Consider the following 21487-nt stretch of genomic DNA (forward strand, 5'->3'; position numbering starts at 1 on the left):
CGGCCCCATGGCAGCATCAGTAATTGAACCCGCGCATGCCGAGGCCCGCATATGACACCAGGGCGATACCGAGCGACTTCAGGAATGCGCTTCTTCGGAGTTCCGCTCGACTACGCATTCGAAAACGTACATTGCGATGAGCGCGGGTTCTGGGAACGCCGGATGGACGCGTCTTAAGCTTGAACGTAGACCAACTCATTCAGCGTTCCATTAAAGTTGTTGTCCGCAATGCCGATAGCGGGTTGAAGGGGCCGCGTTCGCGTACCAGCCAGCAGCGACGATTTCGGCTTACTTACGTGTACCCAATTACACCAACAGCCGTATCAATTACGCCCTTCCCTACCACGAATCCGATCCCCGCTCGATGACTGAACTCGACAGCAGCACGGCCGCCAGCGGTACCGCCATCGGCTTGCCTTACTTCACGGAACCCGATCCTGCGTTGAGTCGCTCGTCCGGTGGCCGCGATCCACTCGGGCTCTTGCCGGTATGGAGCGCGTTTGGACGAAAACTCGTCCCTTACGTGGCGTCGCCTGTAGCGCAAGTCAACGGTATAAAGGCTGTCGTCCTGATTCAATGGCTCGCGAATGAGCAAGAAAAACTTCGACCCCTGCTTGCCGGCGACGATGCGCCCCGCAAGTTCTTCCGGCTAATGGAAGGTCTTGTCGAATTCTGGCTCTATCACAATGATCGCCCTTACTGCTTCGGCAACATCACGCTCGCGGCCGAAAAGAACGACTTTTATGTGACGACCAAGACCGGCAAAACCGTCGCGAATGGCCTGTACCAGTATTACCGGGGCACCAGTCGACGCGCCGGTCTGGTCAACGACAACTGGAAAGTCAAGCCTGAACTCTGCAAAGAGCTGAATCGTCACTGGACGGCGAAAGCCACAGATGAACTGCTCGGTGCGCTGACAGGCCCTATCGGAAATGCGAAGACCGCTCTTGTTCCGGATCGCCACCTTGATGGCACAGCGCTGTCGAAGGCGCTCAAGCGCATCTTCGACGATGACACCCTGCTGCCCACACTGCAGGAGAGTCTGTTCGGCCAAGACTTCCAGCGGACGCTCGCGCGCGATTTCCTGGTGCTGAGAAGAACATCCGCGACGGAAAACTTGCGCTTTGATCAGCGCATTCGCCTTCTTCAGTCAGAAGCACTGGAAGACGACATCGACTGCGTGCTCTGCTGCGAGCCGTTTCTCTTAGTGATGCAGGACGTGTTCGACTTTCTGCGAGGATCGCCCGGCAAGAGACTTGAGCAACTCGCACGGGAACTCGAAGCGATGTTCTCTCGGATGCGCGAGCGCGCTGCGGCCTTCCAGCAGCTCGGAAGCGAACTCGAAACACCTCGGATGAAGCAGATGCAGGTGCTCGCAGACATCCTCGCGGCCAGCGCTCCCTCCGCCAATTCCGCTGCGAACCGCACGTGCCTGATCGCGTTCACGCACGAACTGGTGGACTATCACAAGCGATGCATGACCGATCGCGGGCGCGATCCGCTGGTGCTGATCGAAGGCGACGTCATCGTGCTGCCGGTCGCAGGCGACCGCGATCCGCAGGACGCGAAAAAACGACTCGTGGACGGCTTTCCTTGGATGAACGACTATTACCTCAACACTGCATCGAATCTTTACGCGCAAGTTTTTGGAGAGCCGGTATGAGCTCAGCGCCTGCCAAGATCGATCCCGTGATGCGCTGCACGCTCGAACATATCCGCGATCGCTTTTCAACGGACCATCCGCGCCACGTCCTCTTCACGACATTTAACTTCGTGTCGCAGTTCTTCGAGGCAAATGTATTGCCGCTGCTGGTAGGCGATACCGCCGATGAACTGAAAGGGACGTCGGAAACGCGCTATGTGATCAACGAAGATCTGAGTGTCATAAAGTGCCTGGTTGCGTGTGATCGCTCGACGTGCCCTGAGCCGAAAGGTGATATGCGTTACGGTTTGCTGCCGGTCGGGCTCCCCAAAGGGCGCTTCCATCCTAAGCTGATGCTGATGGCCGGCACGCTGAAGCAAACGCAGGAAAAGGGTTTGTGGCTGTCCGTTGGCAGCGGCAATCTCACGTTGTCCGGCTGGGCGGTGAATCGCGAGGTCGTTGGCATGACCGCCGTGGCACGCCAGCACGCCAATGAGTTGCGCCCGTTGCTCGAATGGCTCGCCAGCCAAGCGGAGCGCCACTTCGAATCCACGGATGGAAAGCCGCTCGAGGAAGAAGGCGATGTGCGCGCGATCCTCGCGGCGCTGCTCGAAGCGCTCTCCGACGCCAGCCAACTCGTGCCCAACACCGCAGACATGCCGACGTTGCATCTGGCCGTGCCGTTTGGGCGCGATAACCGACACTCGTTGCTTGACACGTTAAAAGGGCCGCGATCGTGGCGCGCCGCGACGGTTGTATCTCCATACTGGAGCGGCGTCGAAACCCTCGTTCAAAAGCTCGGAGTCGAGAAATGCAGCTTCGTACCATCGCTCAGTGCCGACGGCAAGTACCGGTTCCCAGTCGAAACGCTCAGCGCGTCGCCCGGCTATCTGCGTGGCTTCCGCAAATTCTGCAAGGATGGCGAGCGCTACACGCACGCCAAGGCGCTGATGCTCGAAGACGCTAACGAAACACGGGTGCTGTGCATCGGCTCTGCGAACTTCACGCAGGCAGCGATGCTCGCACCTCAAGGCCAGTCGCTCGCGAACGTCGAGGCGATGCTCCGTTACGACTTGAAGAACGCTCCCGATCCCTGGAAACGTAGCTTTCAGCTGCTGGACGAAGACGAGCTCGCGCCATCCGAGCCGGGACAAGATGAGGACAACGCGCCGCCTCTTCCGCCCTTCGATGCCATCGTGTTGTGTGACTGGAGAGCACGCGTGTTTTGCGCTCAACTGACCATTACGAGCGACCAATGGATTCGCGATATCGTTCTGCGCGTCGATGGTTTCGAGCATCAGTTTGCCGTGACGCCGGCAGGCGAAAGGCAGGCGATGCCACCCCTGGCGTTCAAGGGCACGCAGCCGGTACGTTCGTTCTCGGTCTCATACACGTCTGGGAAAGATGACACGGCGACATTTCGCGGACTCGTAACGCAGATGAACGCGTTGCCCGACGAACTCGGCTACCAGCCGCGTCCGCGCTTGAAGAAAGTTCTCGAACTTTTGCGCAGTCTCAATCCCGATGTCCCAGACAGCAAGACGCGTGAACGTGCCGCGCTTGGCCTTGGCGGCGGCGACGGCGAAGAGGAACCGGCCGAGCCGACGTTCGATTTCTTCGGCCTGTTCCAAGGCACGTGGAAGTTGCTCGAGTACTACCAGAAGCCGGGCAGCGCGGGTAAGAAGCGCGATCCCTATGACAAGCAGGCGCCATATGGTGCGACGAATCTGTACCGCGCAATTACGCTGCAACCCGCCGCGACCGTCGAGGAAAAGATCGGCCGTTATATCCAACTGACGGAAATGCGTGACGTCGTGGATCGACTGGATGCGACTGGACAGCACGTGTCAAGCCCGTCATTCCGGAAGGATATCGACGACGAGATCGAAGAACTTCATGAAGCCATGGTGTCACTGCTCGGCAATTCACCATCGTTCATCTCGATGTTCGGGACAGCGACGCCCGATCGGATCAAAGACTTCCTCGGGTGGTTCCGCGGCGAGATCAGTAAGGAGATGAGTAAGGAAACCGGAGTAACGCATGCCGAATAACAGAAACGTCATCCCTGCCCGACTGACTGCGGGAATGGTGCGGTCATACATCGACTTCGACGGACACGATGCGGCACGCTCGACGACGGCCAGTCTGCAGACCAAGCTGCAAAGCCAAGGCGTCGCCGGACTCTGGCATCTTCTCGAGCAAAAGGGTTTCGCCTATCTATCCGACGAAGTCGGCATGGGAAAAACGCGCCAGGCGATGGGCGTGATCGCGACGCAATTCCTGCGCAAGCCGGATTCGCGGGTCGTAATCGTCTGTTCAAGCGCAACGCTGCAGCGCCAGTGGCAAAGCGAATGGTCGGAGTTCCTGCGCACCTGTTACACCCTGCTGGATGATCGGCTCCTCAGTTCCGCCGACGCCAGCCAGCTCGAGGAATTGCACTGCCACCATAACCTGCGCGATTTCATCAAAGCGCTGCGGCTCGGCGATGCACGGATTCACTTGCTGCGGTATTCGTCTTTCAGCCGGCCGCTCACGCTCAAAGGCGTCGATTTCGAATCGATGTTGGCGGAATATGCGGCGCTCGTCGGCGTGGCGGACTCAGGGGAGCTGAATGAGGACGAAAGGGCAATCGCAGAAAATTCCTCCGAGCGATCGGACACGTGGAGGGAGGACGCGACACACGCGCTCGGCGTGGCCTACTGCCAGCGCATTGGAGCGTTGCTGACCAACGGCACGACAATCGACGAAAACTGCGAACCGATGCCGAACCAGCCGCTCGACCTCGTGATCTTCGACGAAGCGCAGTACCTGCGCCACACCGGAAACTATCAAAATCATCACATCGCCCAGATCTTTCGGCGCCATGTCGACCGCTGGCTCTTCATGAGTGCCACGCCATTGCACTCCAGCACGCGCGATATCAGGAGTCTCGACACCTATTTGTGTCGCAAGGTGTCTGTCGGTGAAGCCGGCGGTCGTGAGCGCGCCGTGCAAATCCCGCGCGACTGTGGCGATTGCGAACATCAGGCCCGATGCAGTCGCGTCGCGTGGCAGCTCGATTCCCAGCCTGGCACCAAGCCGGACGTGGTGGAACTGCTCGGCCAGATGATGGTGCGTCGCACGCGAACCTATGCCGACAGCCAGGACAATCGTTACGGCAAAATCCAGTACCGGAAATACGAGCGCGTGCGTTATTCAGGCGCCGATGATCCGTTCCTCTCACTGACCATGGCACTCGTGCAAAAGCAGCTGGTCGGTGCACTTGCGGGTAAGCAGAACAAGTTCCGGCAGGGCGAGTGCGCGTCGTTTGAGTCGCTGTCGACGTCGGTTGGGCGGATCATCGGACGCAAGAGGGCTGTCGTGGCCGCACCCGAGGTGGCACGTGAGTATGAAGCGGCTCGCGACGGCAAGCAGGGCAAGCGGAACGACGAGCCAAACGTGGCGCTAGACCGAACCGTCATTGATGACCTGAATCACAGTTTTGTGAAAGCGATGACGCCGCTGAACCACCCTCAACCGCTCGCATCGCAGTCTGTCGCGTTGCCTCACGCCAAGCTGAACCGTACCGCCGACGAACTCTTCGAGCACAGTTTGAAAGACGGTGGCAACGACAAGACGCTGGTGTTTGTCCGTCGCATCGACACAGTCGAGGAGATTCGCGATCTGCTGAACGCGCGGTTCCAGCAGCAGGTCGATCAGCGGATTGCCGTGTGGCGAACGTTGCTCGTCGAGCCGGATTTCGAGCAGCGGAGCAAGTCATTATGGGATTCGGGTGCGTCCTGGTGGAACCGAGCGGATGACCCAGGTGAGGCGGTCGAAGAGGACAGCATCGACATCCCCAAGCAGTCGTTCGACGGTGATGAGGACGACGATTTCGGCGCTTCAGGCGAGACGCTGCGCCGCAGCCAGTTTCGCGACGCGGTCAGCCTGCCTTACTTCGAGGCGTTGAAACGGGCCTCGGGTATCAAGGAGCACCACGGGAAGCTCGTGTCATTCGGATCGAGACTTCTGAGCGCGAAGGATCCATCGCGGAAACCCCTGCGCGGGTTCCTCTTGAAATGCCCAGAAAGCAGCGACGATGAGTCGGGCCGCGCCCTCGACGCAATCTGGGTAAAGAACAGTCAACGCTGGCTGCGGTTCCTCGCGGCGATTCTGGGCGCAGAACGCGTGACCCAGCTTCGCGCCGACAACACACGCGCGTGGCTTTTCGCAAACACCATCCATTCGACGCCCGACGCGTGGAAGCTCGCCGCCCTGCAGCTGTGCATACTGCAGTCGATGCGGCAAACCGATTTCATTGTCGATCTCTACATCCTCAACACGCACGTCTCGAGCACGCCTGATGGTGAAACTGAACTGCCCGACAAGCTGCTGTGGATGCTCGAGAACGCCCAGACGACGGTTTTGCATGGGGTGGCGACGTATATCGCCAACTGGAAGGAGAAGTTCCGCCGTTGGATCGAGCATTTTGACCTGATCGTCGATAAATGTTTGCGCAGTGGCGCGGCGGTCGACTGGGAACAAATCTGCCGAGAACGCGTACACATGGCGTTTCGTCTGATGTCGCCCGTGATCGGGCGATCAAGTCGACTGGAAAATCAGAACGCCGTTACCCAGTTCAAGTTTCCGACCCACCCGAACGTACTTGTGTGCACGGACGTGCTCAAGGAAGGTGTCGACATGCACCTCTTCTGCGACAACATCGTGCATTACGGTGTCGCGTGGACATCGGGCGACCTTGAGCAGCGTATCGGACGGATCGACCGCCTTGGGAGCCTGATCGGGCGACGGATCGAAAACTACGCGAGTGTGCAACCGGGCACAACTGAAGGGCTGCCGCGCCTCGGTGTGGCATTCCCTTATCTCGACGGTACGCTTGATCGTTATCAGGTGGACCGCGTGATCAGGGCAAAGATCGACAGCGACCTGCGGATGGATCTTGGCAAACGTAAGGATGAGATTGGCGAAGTTGATGTCGACTCGTTCGACGCCGATAGTTCGATCCTCGTCACTGCCGCAACGGGCGTGAAGAGTAGCAATGCTGTGTTCTATCCCGACAGCGCGAAGTTTGTGCAGGACGGCGACGAAGCGATGCCGATTGCATTGCCGCTTGGGATACGGCACAAGCGCGCGGGTGAGAACGTTCTGCCCACACAACTCGCCGACGAAACTTTGCCGGAATCGACCGTGTACTTGCCGGCCCTCAATAGCACGCGCGTGCGCCGCGTGGCCACTGGTGGATCGACGGTCCTGCGGCTCTCTAGAGCATCCGCGAAGGATCCGCAGATCCTGCGTACGGAAGAGTTTCTGGTTCCGCACACTGCCGATCTGGCCGTGTCTCCGGCCACAGCGCTTCGCGACGGCGGTCCGTCGGGCGTACGTCACGTACCCGACAGCCGATTCGTATTCGATCGTTCGCGCAACACAGTTGCGTGCGAGGTAGACGTGTCGTTCGCCTTCACTGCTGCTGGAAGCGTGGCCGGCAAGGTGTTGCTGGAGTCGATCGGGGATGAGTTCTGGTTGCTGCGTGCGGCCGTATGCGCAACCGAAGCGGTGCGCGGGACTCAAGATGGGAAAAACGTGCCGCGATGGCTTGCGGGGCAAAACCGCGAGCGGCGATGGGGTTATCTAATGGAGGACGCGGGCATCATCTGGTTCACGGCCATGGTGCGCGAGGCCGGCGGCGCCGAGTGGCGCCTGCTCGCGCATCTCGCTGGGCACGCAGGACGGGTGGCACTCTTTTACCGAAGTCTGGTTGCAAACGCGGCAGAGCATATTGAGCCTACGTATCGGTCGCGGAGCGCTTTTCCCTCTGTCGATACGTTGACTGCTGCCTATTCTGATGGCGGTGACCCGCATGTTTCGCGACTATTCAACAACGCAAAAGATGGTGACATCTCCAATATGAAACACGAAGATCTGATTGTTTGTGGACAGGTGCTTGCTGGAGTTCGGGCCTGGTTTTCGGAGGCTTTCGCTGCGGTTCTAGACGCGTTGTATAAGGCGGACGCTGACGGTGCGGAGCGTCGATTGACCGTGACGCCCCTTGAGTTTCTGGAAGGCGGAGTCCTGCGTTTGAGCACCAACGGAGCAGAGCATTTCCGACTGCAGGCTTATCTGGACTTGAATGACACAATGTCGGGCGGCAGCGTGTTTCCGGGACCCAAAATGCTCTGGGAACTAGCTGCAAGTCCAATTTCTCGAGGACAAAGACCCGTTTTGCCGTTATCGGAACTCCATGAATTTCCTCACGTCTCGATGGACGCATGGGAAGGAGATCGCTCCGATGGGTGCAGTGCTTTCACTTGGAAAGGCGATAAGTACCGCTTTGTGGCGCTCTACCACGCCCCGGCCTCGTGGGACAACGCACGGGTTGAGTTGCTAGAAGCGTGGCAAATCGTGCGGATAAAGATGCAGGCGTTAGCAACTTTTCAAAAAAAGGGCTGCCGCGATGCGCTTATCGAAGCAGTGGGTGTGGTGACAGTCGACTCGTAAGCGCATCCGGATTGCAGAAGACCGTCGCCGCCCGACTCGCGCGATACGCTTTGTGTGTGGTTTCTCCAATTGAAATATGAAGCGCGGAGCAGATTTGGATCAAGATCCAAATCTGCGACCGCATGAGGTAACGCGGCTGATCTGCGCTTGATTTCGAGACTTGGGCAGCGCGAGGCGGGTTCTGTTGTCCCTACGGGCCGAGCAGATTCATTTACCACGGCCCTCGCTGCCCTCGCAAGGCAGCACTCTAACGTCCTTCGACCGGACTGGGCTGCCGATACGCTTCCGCAATGTGATTGCAGCACTGAAAAATCCTTTTATGGTGAAGCTTTCGCGTACTGCAAAGGCGAGAGAAAATACCGCAATCAGGGATGGTCGTGCCCACAAGAGTTACCGACGCAGCACGCTGGTGGAAGAAGGGGAGGCCCTAATTGAGGCTCACACCGCGCAGGCTACATCAACAGGGCTAGTTCGAACCCAATCAGAAGCAGCGCGCTGCCAATGCCTATTGCAAGCTAGGCGAGCTGAAGTCGGGCCGCGGGGGAGCGGGTATGGCTAGCAGGACGGCTTGCATGCGGGCGTTGCGGGCGACGTCCATCGATGGCCTACTGGGGCTTGCACCGGGGCTGCCAGTTTATCGGGGCGCCGGTTCGATTTGCGGTGAAAGAGCGACGAGAATTCTGTCCGCCGATAAATCGGAGTTCTGAATATCGAACGTCTCAATAGAAAGTCCAATTGCCGCGTCCTCATATGGCGCGAACTTGAAACGGGGTCGCGGCCACTGCTCGAGGCACGGGTGATCCGGATATATTAGCGTCAGTTGTCGGCAGCCGTAAGTATGGCCATACGCAAGCAATTGATAGAGGTCAGATTGACCAACACCGGCATTTTGCTCGTCCGGCAGCAGACGCTTCCACTTTGTATCGAGGATGGCAAGCATCTGATTGTCAAAGTGCACACAAAGGTCCGGGCGAAGCATGAAGCGCGGACTTTCTGCGCTATCGGAGACGAGACCTTTTACGGGACGCTCGCGCGTGAGCCTGAGGCGGTTAGCAAGGGGATGTCGACGAATGGCCCGATCAAGGGCATTGCCGACATAGTCCTGAAACAACCGGTTCATGTCGAACAACAACGAGATACCTCGCTCTGGCCCTCGATGTACATTGGGCCCAAGGAGACGCAAGAGCCACGATGATAGAATAAGCAAGCGCTCATAGCGTTGAGTCAGCCGATGCTTGGCAAGACTATCTGGCTCGCGCCAAGACCGCGTCGAGTCATCGACTTCATTCAACGATAGCGCTAACCGCCTCGCCATAACAGCATGGCGAGAGCCCGTCGGAATTTTGCTCGCTGCCACCTTAAGAGCTGCTTTCACCAACCGGTTGTGGGCGTTGTTCGTCGTTAGTTCGTCGAACTCGCAATGCAGCATATGGCCTTGCGCACGGCCTCGGCGTACCTGCGCATGGATCTTTAGTTGACCGCGTGGACGCGTCAGTTGGTCCTCTTCGGTCACGTATGACTTGATCCAGCCAGCGCTCATTTGAGTGCTGGCCTCTTCCAAGTATGCACGAACGATCGCAGTCAGCAGGTCTGCCTGCCCGCTCTCGGCGTTGTCACCGTGCCATATCGGGATATCAAAACAACTTGCGAGCATTTTGACAAGCAGACCGCGGTCCGGCGTGTGGTCTGCTTGATCGTATATTTTTGGCAAGATCTCCAGCGTCCATCCATCGACGCTTACCAGCCCACATAGTGATCCGGTGCGCAGTCCGTCGTGTGTCGGTGTCAATGCATTTGGGGGTAATGCTGCCAGGTGACGCAAGAACGCAGTGTGAGCATCGGAGCTTAAGAGACCATATGGTTCGCGCCGCAGAGTCTGATGCTCCCGAACGATCAGATGGCGACGATTCACGACAAAAGGCCCTTGAACATGTCCGCGGTAAATATGCGTTTAAGCCGATGGCGAACAAAGACATCATGGCCACGCTTTCCCTGAACGTCCCAGTTCTTGCCAAAAATCTTGGCGGGATCGACTTCCTCGGATAGTGAAAATTCACTTCTTCCAAGCTCCCTATTGCTAAGAACGAGGCCAATTCTCGACCAGTCGTCATAAAAATATTCGACCAGCAGCGGAAGAATCTGATCGGTAAAAACCAGATTGAGCTCTTCCAGCGTGTTTACATTCACAAAGTATGCGTGACCGATTCGGTGGTCGCGATCGATGAGAAGTTCAATCCGCTCGTTGAGCGTATCCAGCAACAAGCCAAGATCGACGCCCTCCACATCTTTATTCAGAATCGTCGAGTCGGGACCGATTTCTTCGAACCGAAAGCGACGGCGCAAGGCCGTGTCGAGCAACGCGACCGACCGGTCCGCGCTGTTCATCGTGCCAAAGATGTCGAGATTTGCAGGAACGCCAAAAGGTTTGCGCGAATATGGAAGATTGACTTGCAAGCCCTTTCGCGAATCGTCGGGGTGTACCCGCTTGTCGATCTCGATCAAGGTGATCAATTCACCGAAGACTTTCGCGATATTCGCGCGGTTAATTTCGTCGATGAACAAGGCATACCGCTGCTCTGGATTCTTCCGGGCCGCATCGCAAATCTCGCGGAATATACCCGGTTTCACCTCATATCGGAGTTCCTTCGAAGCTTCGTCGATTACTGGGCGCAGTCCCTCCACAAACTCTTCGTAACTCATAGACGGGTGGAAGGTGACGAATTCGAAACGCTTGCCATCTTCGCCGAGATACTGCGGGATGAGTTCTGTTTGAAGTCGAAACGTCTTGCCACACCCGGGCGGCCCGTAAAAAATTACGTTAACTGGCTCGACTACCTCCACCGCAGCGGCCTCCCCGTCGTCGAGCTTCTTTGGCTTTTCCAGCAAGGATCGCTTGAGAAGGTCTTCTTCAACCGGGCCGAGTGGCTGTTGCTCGCCATCGAAAATCCAGCGAACCAGCTGTGGATATTTCTGATGGCTCACTCGATCAATCGTTTTTCGGTAGGCGAACGAGTAGATGGTTGAAGGTTCGAAGTCCTTATCCCATTCAACCGACAGGTTTTTTCCATCATGCGGATTGTGAGTGACCGTTCCGACAGCCTTGACCCTCATGCAGCCAACGGTGAGGCCATAAGAACGAAAGGGCAGATTGTGTTTTTGCGTATAGGCAGCCTTGATCGCAATACGATCCCCAATCTTTACCGTATTGACCTGAGCAAGGAACTGACCGTCATAGCCATTGGCCCAACGATTCTCCTCGACGAACGTCTGGGTCATGTCCTTGCCGTCCCAATCGGCGCCAGCAACCCAATACAGCCGCGGATCGTCGTCCGTTGCATAATTGGGATCGCCCACCCATATCAGTGTCTGGACGTCGATCAGATCGCGTGGCGCGAGTCCATCGTCAAACATGGCCGCCCTAAGCTCGCTTAGAAAGCCGAGAATCTGATGGTAATCTTGCCCAGTGAGTGCCCGATTCGGCAGTACTTCTCCTTTGAACGCTTTCAGCGCCCGCTTGAATTGCTGTGTCTTTACGATGACGTGCTCACCAGGATCGGACAACATCAGAAAAAAGCTTGTCACGCTTCGCGACATGGCTGAAAAGCCCGAATCTATGACGCCTTCGGCGAGCGTTTCCCTCAACCCTGGGACGAATCGATCGACGCGCCCTTCAATACCACCGGGTCCATAGAGCAAGTCAGCGACGAGACGCGCTAGCACGGCCTTGCCACTGGCGGTTAGTTTGACGAGTGGCCCCCAATAGCGCCAGCCGACGAGATTTTGCGACTGTCCTATGGTCAACTTACGCGTGAAAAGGTCGAGAAGTTCGGCGCCGATGCGTGTCTGAGACGTCTCATCGGCCGGCATGTCCTGTAGCGACGCCTGAGCATTCCGACGAAACAAATCCACCAGCTCCAGCTTGTATTGGCGCTCCTCAGCGGCGAGCGCCTCATCGCCATCGCCGAATTTCCGAAAAGTAGGAAAGGCTGCAACGAGTCGTGCTTTATAACTTTCTAGCGCTTCCTGTATCAACTGCAACCCCCATGAAAAGCTGCATCAAAAATTGTCAAGCCAACGACGTGGCGGCACATCCAGGATAGCCAATGCGAACTCATCGCACTGGATTTTTCGACGGCCACCACTAAGCTGACCGCCGGTTTCACGCAATCGGCGGCACGCGAACTCGATCTTCCCTTCGGTCCAATCGCCGGCAATATCCAGGGCTTGCTACGACCGGCTTTTTCCGTGCAGACGCAACTGTCCACGCAAGCGAAGGAGGAGTGAGTGTTTATCTACGCCGCTCAGTACCTGGACCTAAACTCAACCGCCCGCGAAAATCGCTGAAACCTTCACCAAAGAAGCGATGAAACAAAGCGGTTGATTGGAAGTCTGTATCCAGCAAGCCAAAATGCTGTCCCACTCCACGACCCACATACATGAGCACTTCGGCACCGCCCTCGTTGCCAGCGAACTCTGCGTTTACTAGTTGGCGCACGCGTGCATCTCGATTTCCGTCAACGCCGTACACATAACCGGTCAACCCTGCGCAAACCAGACAGACCTGTTCTCGCTCGTCGCCCGGTAAGAATTCGGTAGCACCGTCATTGGCCCTATAGAGCCCTTCTCGGCCGCCATCAGTGATCACCCGAACGTCATCAAGTGACTTATCCAGAAGACTAAACTCGCGGTCCTGCAGCGGGTAGATGTAGTTCTTGAAAGACGTTGAGAATGCCCATTCAGCCGTGCCAATTGGAAAATTGCTGACCCACTGCTCAAGGCCAAACAATTCGTTATCACGTGGATTTGCTTCTCGATACGTGCGATATATTTGCATCACGCGACCAAACGGATGCGAAGTTGGCACCCAATTACCGGTACGGCTGCGCCCGGTGGCTTTCCGCGACGACCTAACCGCTTCGATAGGTTGATCCGCATCGGCATTCAAGCAGCGTAGGTCATAACCGATCATGAACATTGATGCCTCAAATGCGTGAGCGCGTGCAGCCAAGCCGCTTTCCCCGTGACCCGAAGCCTCACTCGCGAACAGCGACGTGTTTGCTAGCACTTCGCGAATGATCCACCCAGTGCGCAACTGCCAGCGTGCCCACTCGTCGCGAGTCACGCGATTTGTATAAAACTGTGGTGCACTCGCCATACCAAATTCTCCCGGATCCCGAATCTGTTGGCCGCGAGCGCTTCCTGACGGAAAGCCGAGTGGTGAAAATGGTCGACCATCAGGATGTTTGACATCCGAGCGAAACATTTCATACAGCATCGCGAATGCGGCGCCCACGCGGCTATCATAGATCGGGGAACCGGTTTTATCGAACAATGCATGGACTTTGGTCAGTCCAGCATCGAAGCGCTGGACGATCGTCGCATCGAGCGCACTGATGTCCTGATTCCCGTCGAGCGCGAAGAGCGGGCCGAGTCGCTGCAGATAGCCGCAGAGAGCATTTTCACGTGCCAGACGTTCTATAAACGCTATCGCACCTCGCACGCCACCCCAGCGCAAAACCTCGATGGCAGCCGAGCGAGCCCCGCTATCGTCTCCCCTCACGACGCTTTCACGCAGCCACTCACTGAGACGAACAAGTGCCTTGCGAGTTGACACCCAGTCCGACGATGCCACGCGTTCACCCGTGCGCACGTCCTGCCAACTCGCGTTCCAACTGTATTGCCGGAGGACGTCTTCCAGACCGCTTGCAACGATGTCGATTTCCTTCGAGTTGAAGCGACTGCGCTCGATGCGCAAGCTGACCGGCAGTTCCGGAAGCGTGTCGCACAACCATTTTATGAAGGCTGCGACCTGGGGTTGCGCGAGAAATTGGATTCGATTCATTGATTGAATTGTTCGGGTTAACAGCATTACCCTCTATCTCTGACGCGTCGTGACGGACGCGCAGATAAGTTGACTCCAGAGTTTTTCTCGGACTGTTCGCAAAAAATGGCGCCGTCAGACAATGCCTCGATCCGAGCCGCCGTTCTGTCTGCCACGCCACAAAATTACAGGCTCACCGGGACATCCAATGTCTCAATACTTTGATGAATTTGCTAATCCCTGTTCCGCAGATCCACTTGAGAATAACGGTCATGGACGACAACGACAAAATCGCCCTGGTTGCAACGTGGCTGAATGAAGCGGATGGCCTTCTTATCACCGCAGGCGCAGGAATGGGCGTCGATTCCGGACTGCCGGATTTCCTCGGTCCAGAAGGATTCTGGCGTGCCTATCCCGCGTTGAGGGCACACGGGATGTGCTTCCACGACATCGCATCACCAGCCGCGCTCAAGAAGTCGCCAACGCTGGGCTGGAGCTTCTATGGGCATCGGCTTGCGTTGTATCGGGCGACGGAACCCCACGAAGGTTTTCGCATTCTCGCCAGTTGGGCCGCGCGCATGACGCAAGGAGCCTCGTGTTCACAAGCAACGTAGACGGACAGTTTCAGAAGGCAGGTTTCACGGAAGAGCGCATCCATGAATGCCATGGCTCGATTCACCGCCTGCAATGTATCGACGCATGCACAGGCGAGACGTGGGCCGCCAATCAGTTTGTGCCGCGCTTGGAGGCCATATCCTGCCGGCTAGAAGACCCGGTGCCATGCTGCCCGCATTGTGGAGAAATCGCACGGCCAAACATCGTTATGTTCGGTGATTACGACTGGATCGAAACGCATTTCGAACGGCAGCGCTCGCGGCTTTATGCGTGGCTATCCGGTACAAAGAAACTGTTGGTCGTCGAGCTTGGTGCGGGCTCCGCTATCCCGACCGTGCGCGCGATGAGTGAGCGCAATCCGCCGCGGGTGGTTCGAATCAACCCCCGCGAATCGTCGATATCGCCACGAACCGGTATCGGGATCGCGATGGGTGCCTTAGATGCCCTTCAGCAGATTGACGCAGCGCGATGAGCGCAGCCTGCACGGTTCTTATTAGGACAGGAAAAACGATGACCAGTGAAAGAGCGTTGGTCTGCGCAGCAGACTATATTCGGCAAGCTGACTCGATCATCATTGCTGCCGGCGCGGGAATGAGCGTCGATTCGGGCTTGCCAGATTTTCGGAAGAACGGGTTGTAGAAGGCCACGGCACGATCAATACGCTCCAATGCACTACTCCTTGCACTCATTCACTATGGCCTACGGGCGTTCTTCCGCGCGACCTGAAAGCGCAGCAACTCGCGTGCGATTCTCGGCGTAAGGCATCGCCCCAGACTTCCCGCATACGTTGAACAAGTGTTAGGTCTGCGCTTTCCAGCCTAATTGAGGGATGCTTCAAGAGCCGACGCCCGTCGCTAGATTCGGCCGTGACCTTTTAATCCAGCCAAGACTAGCTCGCACTGACAGGATCCTCTTATGCCCGAGGTTCCAGCGTCAGGGACAGGAAGGAAGTCGCTCACAATCTGAGCCCAGCTTTTCACGGGTGGCTTGCCAGCATCGCGCGTCGCCTCGATATGACGTAACCCTTTGATTTCCAAAAGTCCCAGCACTGCTGAATCGACCAACTCTTCGCTAACCCGCAGGACACCACCTCGGACTGACTTCAGGTGTTTATGGATGCCGCCGAAGTCATGTAAATGACGGTTTCGTGATATGTCCGCGTTCCCGCTGACTGACGTCGGGAGCTGGACTACTGTCGACAGATTGGTCTCCTGACAAACGAAATCGCCATCAATCTCGGTGATGTGAAACGGGAACTGCCCGTCTGGAAAAACGTCTCCAAATATAACTAGGCTTTCACCCAAGCGATACTCGCCGCCCTTAAATTTGGTGTAGTTCCGTATGCCCCACCGCGCGAGCCAATTCTCGGGAGTCGGATTCGTGGACTGAGCTTCGCCGTTATGGTCGGCCGTAAGCGGTCGACTGAGAACGCGAGGACCAGGACACTCGTCTCTGAGTGCCTCGGGAATTGTATTTACCCATTCCGCCTGGTCGTACCGCGCTGGGCCAAGCAACGCGCCAAACCCTTCGGCGAGTGCTGTCGCCATGTATGCTCCGAGCGCCCGCTTGGGAATATGATGCAGAACCGTGTTGGTCGTCCATAACCCAAGAATTCCGGTGACAGGCGCTGCCAGCCCATGCGTTGCCGCCCATTCTAGGGCGGCCTGGTGCACAAAAGCCGCCTCCAGAGCAGGCGCATTTACGCCCACGCTTGCCTTGCGGTAAGGCACATATAGCAAGCGTCGTTGGATTGCCTCGAGTGACATGGCGAACACATCAAAGCGGTAATGCGCTGTTCCGCACGCCATCAAAAAATCGTTTGCTGTTTGTTCCGCGTCTTCTTCAGACGAGCAATATGGACCAAACAATTTAGCTACATGGTCGCGGCCGGCCGTCATGACGTAGACCCCCCATTCACCTGGCGCGCCGCTGAACCGGATTGACTTGTAGCAGTAAAAGTGCGCCGGACTTCCGAATAGAGGGGTTGATAACCCCTCGGTTTCTTGCGGGTTTGAATCACCACCGCCCGGTCGCGCTGCCGGCTCCAAGGAGCGATTGTTTCTTTCCCCGTCGGAATCTAAATGCTCTGCCCGTTCATTAACGCGCCGTTGGACAGCGTGCCAGTAATTATCGATTGCGCTCACGAGGTGTTCCTGCAAAAGGTGCGAGGCAGTTTAGCAAGTAGCGGTCATGCTCAATGTGCTGCAGACCGCACCTGCCGAAACATAGACTCTCGCCGGAGAAGTCCTGATTTCGGTTGTAATGTGGAAAAGCGATGCGACGCCCAGCCGCCTTTATTTCGCTTGGTTAGGGCCTCGAATCAGACCTTAGTGTGGAGTGCCACGCCAACGATGCATGGCCCGAACACCAGGTCATTGCGATTCTCCCACTCCAGCGTAAAGCTTCCTCCGCTCCAGCGCATGACCTTCTGCCGCAGTGGGAAATGTGGGTCAGCAAATGGAATTAGCCGAAGCGGTCCATAGCTGCCCCATTCGACTGCTCCTCTGCGCCCATTGCCTACGGTGAGAAGCGTTGCCCCCAAAAGCTCACGCCCTTCGTGCGCAGCAAGTAATTCCAGCGACTCTTCAGGGATGGCCGCGACAATCGGCGAGTTAGCCCATTCCGGCAACGTCTGGGAGACTGCCACGCCCACCCAGCCTTCTCTCAACCGTAAGAGACCTGGGCGTAGCGGCGCACGCCATGGCAAACCCAAGCGGCGCGCCCTGTGGACGATAGGTGGCGCTGTTGGATACTTAAGTGCCATTGCAGGCCAATCGCCTATGCGAAAGAGTGCGGGCTCGATGAACCGGTAGTCGCCCAGCGCGTTGCTTGCCCACCGCAGGGTGACGAGGCCATCGCGCGACACGTACATTTCCTTCTCGCAGGTGGCTCTCACTTGGGTTAGTGGCCAGAGCGGTCTGTTGTCATAGAGCCCCCACGCGGTGCCGTGAACACGCTTCCATGACTTCGCCCACGTTCGCCGTTCTTCGCTCGAGACCACACTAGGATAATGCTCGCCCGTGCTGATATCGCGCACCCCGCCAAACGGCAAAGCGAGCAGCAGCTGCCCATCGAAGTAATGTTCTGCCCAACGCCCGCCGACGCCGTACGGGCTGCTAGGCTCGAGCGTCTCCCGATGCATCTTCTCCAAGATGCCGAGGGACTCTGCGGGCAGCGCCATCATTATTGGGTGCCCAATCCAGCTCGAGACGTCGTGGCTCACCTCCAGATACAGGATATTCGCCCGGGGCTCAAGCTTCTCTGGGTCGATGAAGAATGTCTCCGTCATGCTCGCCCCTTGTTTTCAAAGTTCAACGATTCCTGCCAACTTTCGCTGTTGCCACCGATGAATTGACATGTCGGTTCCTGAAGACTATCGCCCTATAGAGAATTCAGGCGTTCATCAAGGTGCCGCAAACCGTCTAGCGCACCATCTGCGAATCCGACGCCAAAGTGAGGCGCAATCGCCTCCTCGCGGGGATTAATTCGAATAACACGCGGGCCATGCCTCTCGCTGAATCGGCGAACAGTCGGCAATGCCTTGCCTGCACCTAGTTCGACAACAACAAGTCGCTGGGGCGCTTGCAACCAGGCATCCAGTCGGCTTATCTGGCGCTCGGCGTATTTTTCGACCCACCCCCAATCTCCGAACATAAGAATGTTGGGTCGCGCCAGCTTTCCACAGTGCGGGCACAGCGGCATTCCGTTCGTGAGCCGCCCCGTGGCTTCGCTGATTTCCGGGTTGAAACCTTGCGCCGGCCAGGCGTCGGTCGAACAAGGCTCGGTGCATTGAAGCGAGTGAATGGTGCCGTGGCAATCAGCCACCTGCGACGCAGCAAACCCAGCCTTCTGAAACTGCCCATCGACGTTACTCGTAAACACGAAAGCGCCATGCTGCATCCTGGCCGCCCATTTCCGTAAAATGCCAAAACCAGCGTGGGGCTCTGTTTCACGATAGAGCGCAAGACGGTGCCCATAGAAACCCCAGGCAAGCGTCGGCAGCTTCGAGAAGCTCGCCGGATTAGCGATGTCTTCAAAAGACATGCGGTGATGCTCGAGCGCCGGGTAGGCGCGCCAAAATCCCTCGGCGCCGCGAAAATCGGGCAAGCCCGAGTCCACGCCCATGCCTGCGCCTGCGGTGATGAGCAGCCCGTCTGCTTCACGGAGCCAGTTAGCTGCCTTGTCGATTTTCTCTTCAGCGTCCATAAATATCTTCCGATATGCGCTCACCACTGGGCGGCTTTACAAACGTTTCTAGCATAAGCAGCCTCAGGCTCCCACGGCACTCAGTCGGCTGTCTCTTCGTTAGTCCGTCAGAATGGGACCACCCCCAAAAGACGATCCTGGTGCACGGATCGACTCACTACCCGCACGGCGAAGCAAACCTTGACTGGATTGCCAAAGGTTTCCCCTCAAGGAGTGAATCGACGCCTTTCTAGTCGGCGGCTTGCCAGATCAGCGCCGCCAGTTGGTTACCTGTTCCGACTACGCTGAAGTTGACGTCGCGCGTTATGTTGGTCTTCGGATCGTATTCTCCAAGCCGGCTGAATTGCGCATCACGCGCAATTCGCTTGCCATCTGCCTCCGTGTCGATTACGCCGATCATGGTGTATTGACTGTTGCGGACGATTTCTCTGCTCACGTAAGACCTCTCTCTGTGTGGTGTTCAATGCGGTGGACGGATATACGGATTTGGGCTATCTAGAACTTCTCAGCCCACGCTTCCCAAAAGCCCGGTTCATCGTGATGGGCATTCTTCATTGCGAAGTCCAGCGGGACGGCGTAAAACCGGACGTCCTCGAAACGCCCTGTGCCGTTCGGATGCTCCAGGAATGCTTGCACTTTTTGATACTGCCAATCATCGGTATCAAACCGGACATCAATGAAAATCTCGCCCGCATAGGAACGCAGCGTGGTCTCCGATGCATAGGGTCCACATTCCTGCCACGGAATCAATTCGTCATCGAACCACTGCAGGATTCTCGTGCGCACCTCGACCGTCTTATAATCCTCACGATATGGTCGCTCAGCGCGCATAAAAGCCAGAAACAGCACGTCCCGCTGACGCTGGCGTCCGATGGCATCTATGTACTCGCGCAATACGGGCATCACGCCTCCTCAAGGTTGATCGCTACAAAAAGTCTTCGATCTCTGCTCAGTCCAAGCACAGCGTGCGGGTCCATCGCTGCTGAAACAGACGTACGGCGAAATGCCGCTCGCGCCAGGCGACTGATCCTGAAAAGTGCCATCGAAAGATGTCCATACCTGCTTTCGCAATCCAATCTTATCGTCTGCGAACGGCATGAGCGTTTCTCTGTGGGCCCTGCAGGCACTTGAAGATGCTTCAATGCGACGGAGCAGACCTTTCATTAAGCTGAGCACCGGTACTGGAACAGCCACGGCGCGGTCGTGCGCATCGACGCCACTGATCACGCTGATGGACCTCCAGCCACGGGAAATTGCTAACGGGTTGGATATATCCGTCAACCACCGAATATGACTTTATCCGCCGTTCCTTAACGCACGGCCAGACTGGGAACGCGACTACCTACGTCACGTCAATGAGGCCATAGTGGCGCACAAATGAGACAAACGGCGTCTCAATTAAAGTGAGCGGATAGCGACACCTTTTTTGTCGGGGTCGAATCTATAATCGACGGCGTCCCGCAAAGCGTCTCCTCTAAACATTCAGATATTCGCCCCACCATGTCCTCGACTCTCGACGAAGCGATCCTTAGAATTCTGCCGAGCGAACGCGACGCAATCGCTTGGCTATCTACTCCGGATATTTACCGGCGGCTTGAAGAGCGAGGTCATCGCGTAGGATATGTAAGGAAGGTGCTGCGACATCTGTCGGCGCTAGAACGCGACAAGCTGGTGATTTCAGCGGAAAACGGCCGCGAGTTACTTTGGCAGCGAAAGCCATGGCTACAGGGCGCGCGCGATGGCATGAAACTCATGGGTGCGTCTGAAGCCCTCGCATTTCACGTATTGCAGCAGTTCTCGAGCAACAAGCTTCCAGGAGCGGTTACGCGGGATATAGAGCCGCTCTTTCAGGCAGCTCAGGCCAGACTCGCGCAGGAAAAGGACGACAACGACGTTTATCGATCATGGCCCGAAAAGATCGCCTCGGTTGACGGGACGTTCGCGTTGATTCGGCCGTCCATTAAGCCCGACGTCTTTCAGGCTGTCGCGACTGCCACGTTCTACGAACGCGAGTTGCTCGTCAGATATCGAGCTGCTCACAAAGGTGAGCAGCCCACTGCACCGGATGAAAAAGCACTGTGGCCGCTCGCGTTAGTCGAGTCAGCGGGCGTCATGTATATGGTCGCTCAGGATCCGATGCGGCCACCGCGCCCAGAGAGAAACAAACCTGAATGGCTGCGCTCGCTGTATCGCCTAGACAGGATCGTAGCGGTGCGCGAATCCGGCGCCCCGTTTAACTACCCTGCTGACTTTCGGTTATCGAAATACATTCAGGAAGATCAAGCGTTCAGTTTTCAGACTGAACCGCCTGTGCGGCTAGAGATCGCCTTTATGGATAACACGGGCAATCACTTGAAAGAGTCGCGCATGGCGAAGGATCAGGAAAGCAGGATGCTCGACGATGGTCGCTTCTGGGTGTCAGGAACGGTTACTCCGAGCCTCAAGCTGCGCTGGTGGCTTCGATCGTTAGGTGCGAACGTGGAGATCCTCGCACCTGAATCGTTGAGGAAAGAATTTGCCGACGACTACAAGAAATTGGCCAAGTGCTATAGCCGATAGCGGTTCGCGGTCTTGACATCGAGAACTGTGATTTGAGGCCTTAGGTTTCGTTCCATCTTACCGTTGACGATTGCTGCAGACGTCAACAGTAGGCTGCAGCAGCAAGGGAATCACGCAGAGCGCGGCAATTACGCTCGTTTGTAAGGCTT

Annotated in this window: 14 protein-coding genes and 1 pseudogene; 7 read left to right on the forward strand and 8 right to left on the reverse strand. The window is 57.0% G+C overall.

The window, feature by feature from the left end:
* The first annotated feature begins 364 nt into the window (after nucleotides 1-364).
* From GSQ93_RS02350 to GSQ93_RS02360, 3 genes are read left to right on the forward strand one after another with little or no spacing between them, the layout of a single operon-like run.
* Complete coding sequence (locus GSQ93_RS02350; protein WP_158934070.1) at nucleotides 365-1663, forward strand: hypothetical protein; 1299 nt, start codon at nucleotides 365-367, stop codon at nucleotides 1661-1663.
* Entirely contained in the window at nucleotides 1660-3693 is a 2034-nt protein-coding gene (locus tag GSQ93_RS02355) for a hypothetical protein (RefSeq protein WP_158934071.1), read from the forward strand. The genes GSQ93_RS02350 and GSQ93_RS02355 overlap by 4 nt, the downstream gene beginning before the upstream one ends.
* Entirely contained in the window at nucleotides 3683-8137 is a 4455-nt protein-coding gene (locus GSQ93_RS02360; RefSeq protein WP_158934072.1) for a DEAD/DEAH box helicase, read from the forward strand. Before GSQ93_RS02355 ends, GSQ93_RS02360 begins: the two co-directional genes overlap by 11 nt.
* Nucleotides 8138-8771: 634 nt before the next feature.
* Here GSQ93_RS02360 and GSQ93_RS02365 read toward each other — a convergent pair.
* The 3 genes from GSQ93_RS02365 to GSQ93_RS02375 form a co-directional block, all read right to left on the reverse strand.
* Complete coding sequence (locus GSQ93_RS02365; protein ID WP_158934073.1) at nucleotides 8772-10049, reverse strand: McrC family protein; 1278 nt, start codon at nucleotides 10047-10049, stop codon at nucleotides 8772-8774.
* Complete coding sequence (locus tag GSQ93_RS02370; protein WP_216857569.1) at nucleotides 10046-12169, reverse strand: McrB family protein; 2124 nt, start codon at nucleotides 12167-12169, stop codon at nucleotides 10046-10048. Before GSQ93_RS02370 ends, GSQ93_RS02365 begins: the two co-directional genes overlap by 4 nt.
* Nucleotides 12170-12425: 256 nt before the next feature.
* Complete coding sequence (locus tag GSQ93_RS02375) at nucleotides 12426-13979, reverse strand: hypothetical protein (RefSeq protein ID WP_158934074.1); 1554 nt, start codon at nucleotides 13977-13979, stop codon at nucleotides 12426-12428.
* Between the two features lie 251 nt (nucleotides 13980-14230).
* On the opposite strand from GSQ93_RS02375, the gene GSQ93_RS38620 reads away from it, so the two are divergent.
* The 3 genes and pseudogenes from GSQ93_RS38620 to GSQ93_RS02385 all read left to right on the forward strand — a co-directional run.
* Nucleotides 14231-14572, forward strand: coding sequence for a hypothetical protein (locus tag GSQ93_RS38620; RefSeq protein ID WP_367889727.1), 342 nt, complete (start codon nucleotides 14231-14233; stop codon nucleotides 14570-14572).
* Entirely contained in the window at nucleotides 14554-15045 is a 492-nt protein-coding gene (locus GSQ93_RS38625) for an NAD-dependent deacetylase (protein ID WP_367889728.1), read from the forward strand. The genes GSQ93_RS38620 and GSQ93_RS38625 overlap by 19 nt, the downstream gene beginning before the upstream one ends.
* Before the next feature lie 38 nt (nucleotides 15046-15083).
* Nucleotides 15084-15197, forward strand: a pseudogene (locus GSQ93_RS02385) (NAD-dependent deacetylase); the annotation flags it as partial.
* A 230-nt stretch (nucleotides 15198-15427) separates the two neighbouring features.
* On the opposite strand, the gene GSQ93_RS02390 reads toward GSQ93_RS02385, so the two are convergent.
* The 5 genes from GSQ93_RS02390 to GSQ93_RS37915 form a co-directional block, all read right to left on the reverse strand.
* A complete protein-coding gene (locus GSQ93_RS02390) occupies nucleotides 15428-16717 on the reverse strand; it encodes a hypothetical protein (RefSeq protein WP_158934075.1) in 1290 nt (429 codons plus the stop codon).
* A gap of 176 nt (nucleotides 16718-16893) precedes the next feature.
* Nucleotides 16894-17862 (reverse strand): hypothetical protein, encoded by a 969-nt coding sequence (locus GSQ93_RS02395; protein WP_158934076.1) that lies wholly within the window; start codon nucleotides 17860-17862, stop codon nucleotides 16894-16896.
* A gap of 92 nt (nucleotides 17863-17954) precedes the next feature.
* Nucleotides 17955-18779 (reverse strand): Sir2 family NAD-dependent protein deacetylase, encoded by an 825-nt coding sequence (locus tag GSQ93_RS02400; protein WP_158934077.1) that lies wholly within the window; start codon nucleotides 18777-18779, stop codon nucleotides 17955-17957.
* A gap of 229 nt (nucleotides 18780-19008) precedes the next feature.
* Nucleotides 19009-19215 carry a hypothetical protein gene (locus GSQ93_RS02405; protein ID WP_158934078.1) on the reverse strand — a complete coding sequence of 69 codons (207 nt, stop codon included), beginning with the start codon at nucleotides 19213-19215 and terminating at the stop codon, nucleotides 19009-19011.
* A gap of 59 nt (nucleotides 19216-19274) precedes the next feature.
* Nucleotides 19275-19682 carry a hypothetical protein gene (locus GSQ93_RS37915; RefSeq protein ID WP_254073716.1) on the reverse strand — a complete coding sequence of 136 codons (408 nt, stop codon included), beginning with the start codon at nucleotides 19680-19682 and terminating at the stop codon, nucleotides 19275-19277.
* 597 nt (nucleotides 19683-20279) lie between these two features.
* On the opposite strand from GSQ93_RS37915, the gene GSQ93_RS02415 reads away from it, so the two are divergent.
* Nucleotides 20280-21338, forward strand: coding sequence for a YafY family protein (locus tag GSQ93_RS02415; protein WP_158934079.1), 1059 nt, complete (start codon nucleotides 20280-20282; stop codon nucleotides 21336-21338).
* Nucleotides 21339-21487: the final 149 nt, after the last annotated feature.

This window comes from Burkholderia sp. S171 (genome assembly GCF_009766085.1).
In the GTDB taxonomy this organism is placed as follows: domain Bacteria; phylum Pseudomonadota; class Gammaproteobacteria; order Burkholderiales; family Burkholderiaceae; genus Caballeronia.

Bases quoted from the DNA above. Each gene is read 5' to 3' on its own strand.
- GSQ93_RS02400 (WP_158934077.1), bottom strand. From the start codon at position 18,779: ATGGACGCTGAAGAGAAAATCGACAAGGCAGCTAACTGGCTCCGTGAA.
- GSQ93_RS02375 (WP_158934074.1), bottom strand. From the start codon at position 13,979: ATGAATCGAATCCAATTTCTCGCGCAACCCCAGGTCGCAGCCTTCATA.
- GSQ93_RS37915 (WP_254073716.1), bottom strand. From the start codon at position 19,682: ATGCCCGTATTGCGCGAGTACATAGATGCCATCGGACGCCAGCGTCAG.
- GSQ93_RS02395 (WP_158934076.1), bottom strand. From the start codon at position 17,862: ATGACGGAGACATTCTTCATCGACCCAGAGAAGCTTGAGCCCCGGGCG.
- GSQ93_RS02360 (WP_158934072.1), top strand. From the start codon at position 3,683: ATGCCGAATAACAGAAACGTCATCCCTGCCCGACTGACTGCGGGAATG.
- GSQ93_RS38620 (WP_367889727.1), top strand. From the start codon at position 14,231: ATGGACGACAACGACAAAATCGCCCTGGTTGCAACGTGGCTGAATGAA.
- GSQ93_RS02415 (WP_158934079.1), top strand. From the start codon at position 20,280: ATGTCCTCGACTCTCGACGAAGCGATCCTTAGAATTCTGCCGAGCGAA.
- GSQ93_RS02350 (WP_158934070.1), top strand. From the start codon at position 365: ATGACTGAACTCGACAGCAGCACGGCCGCCAGCGGTACCGCCATCGGC.
- GSQ93_RS02355 (WP_158934071.1), top strand. From the start codon at position 1,660: ATGAGCTCAGCGCCTGCCAAGATCGATCCCGTGATGCGCTGCACGCTC.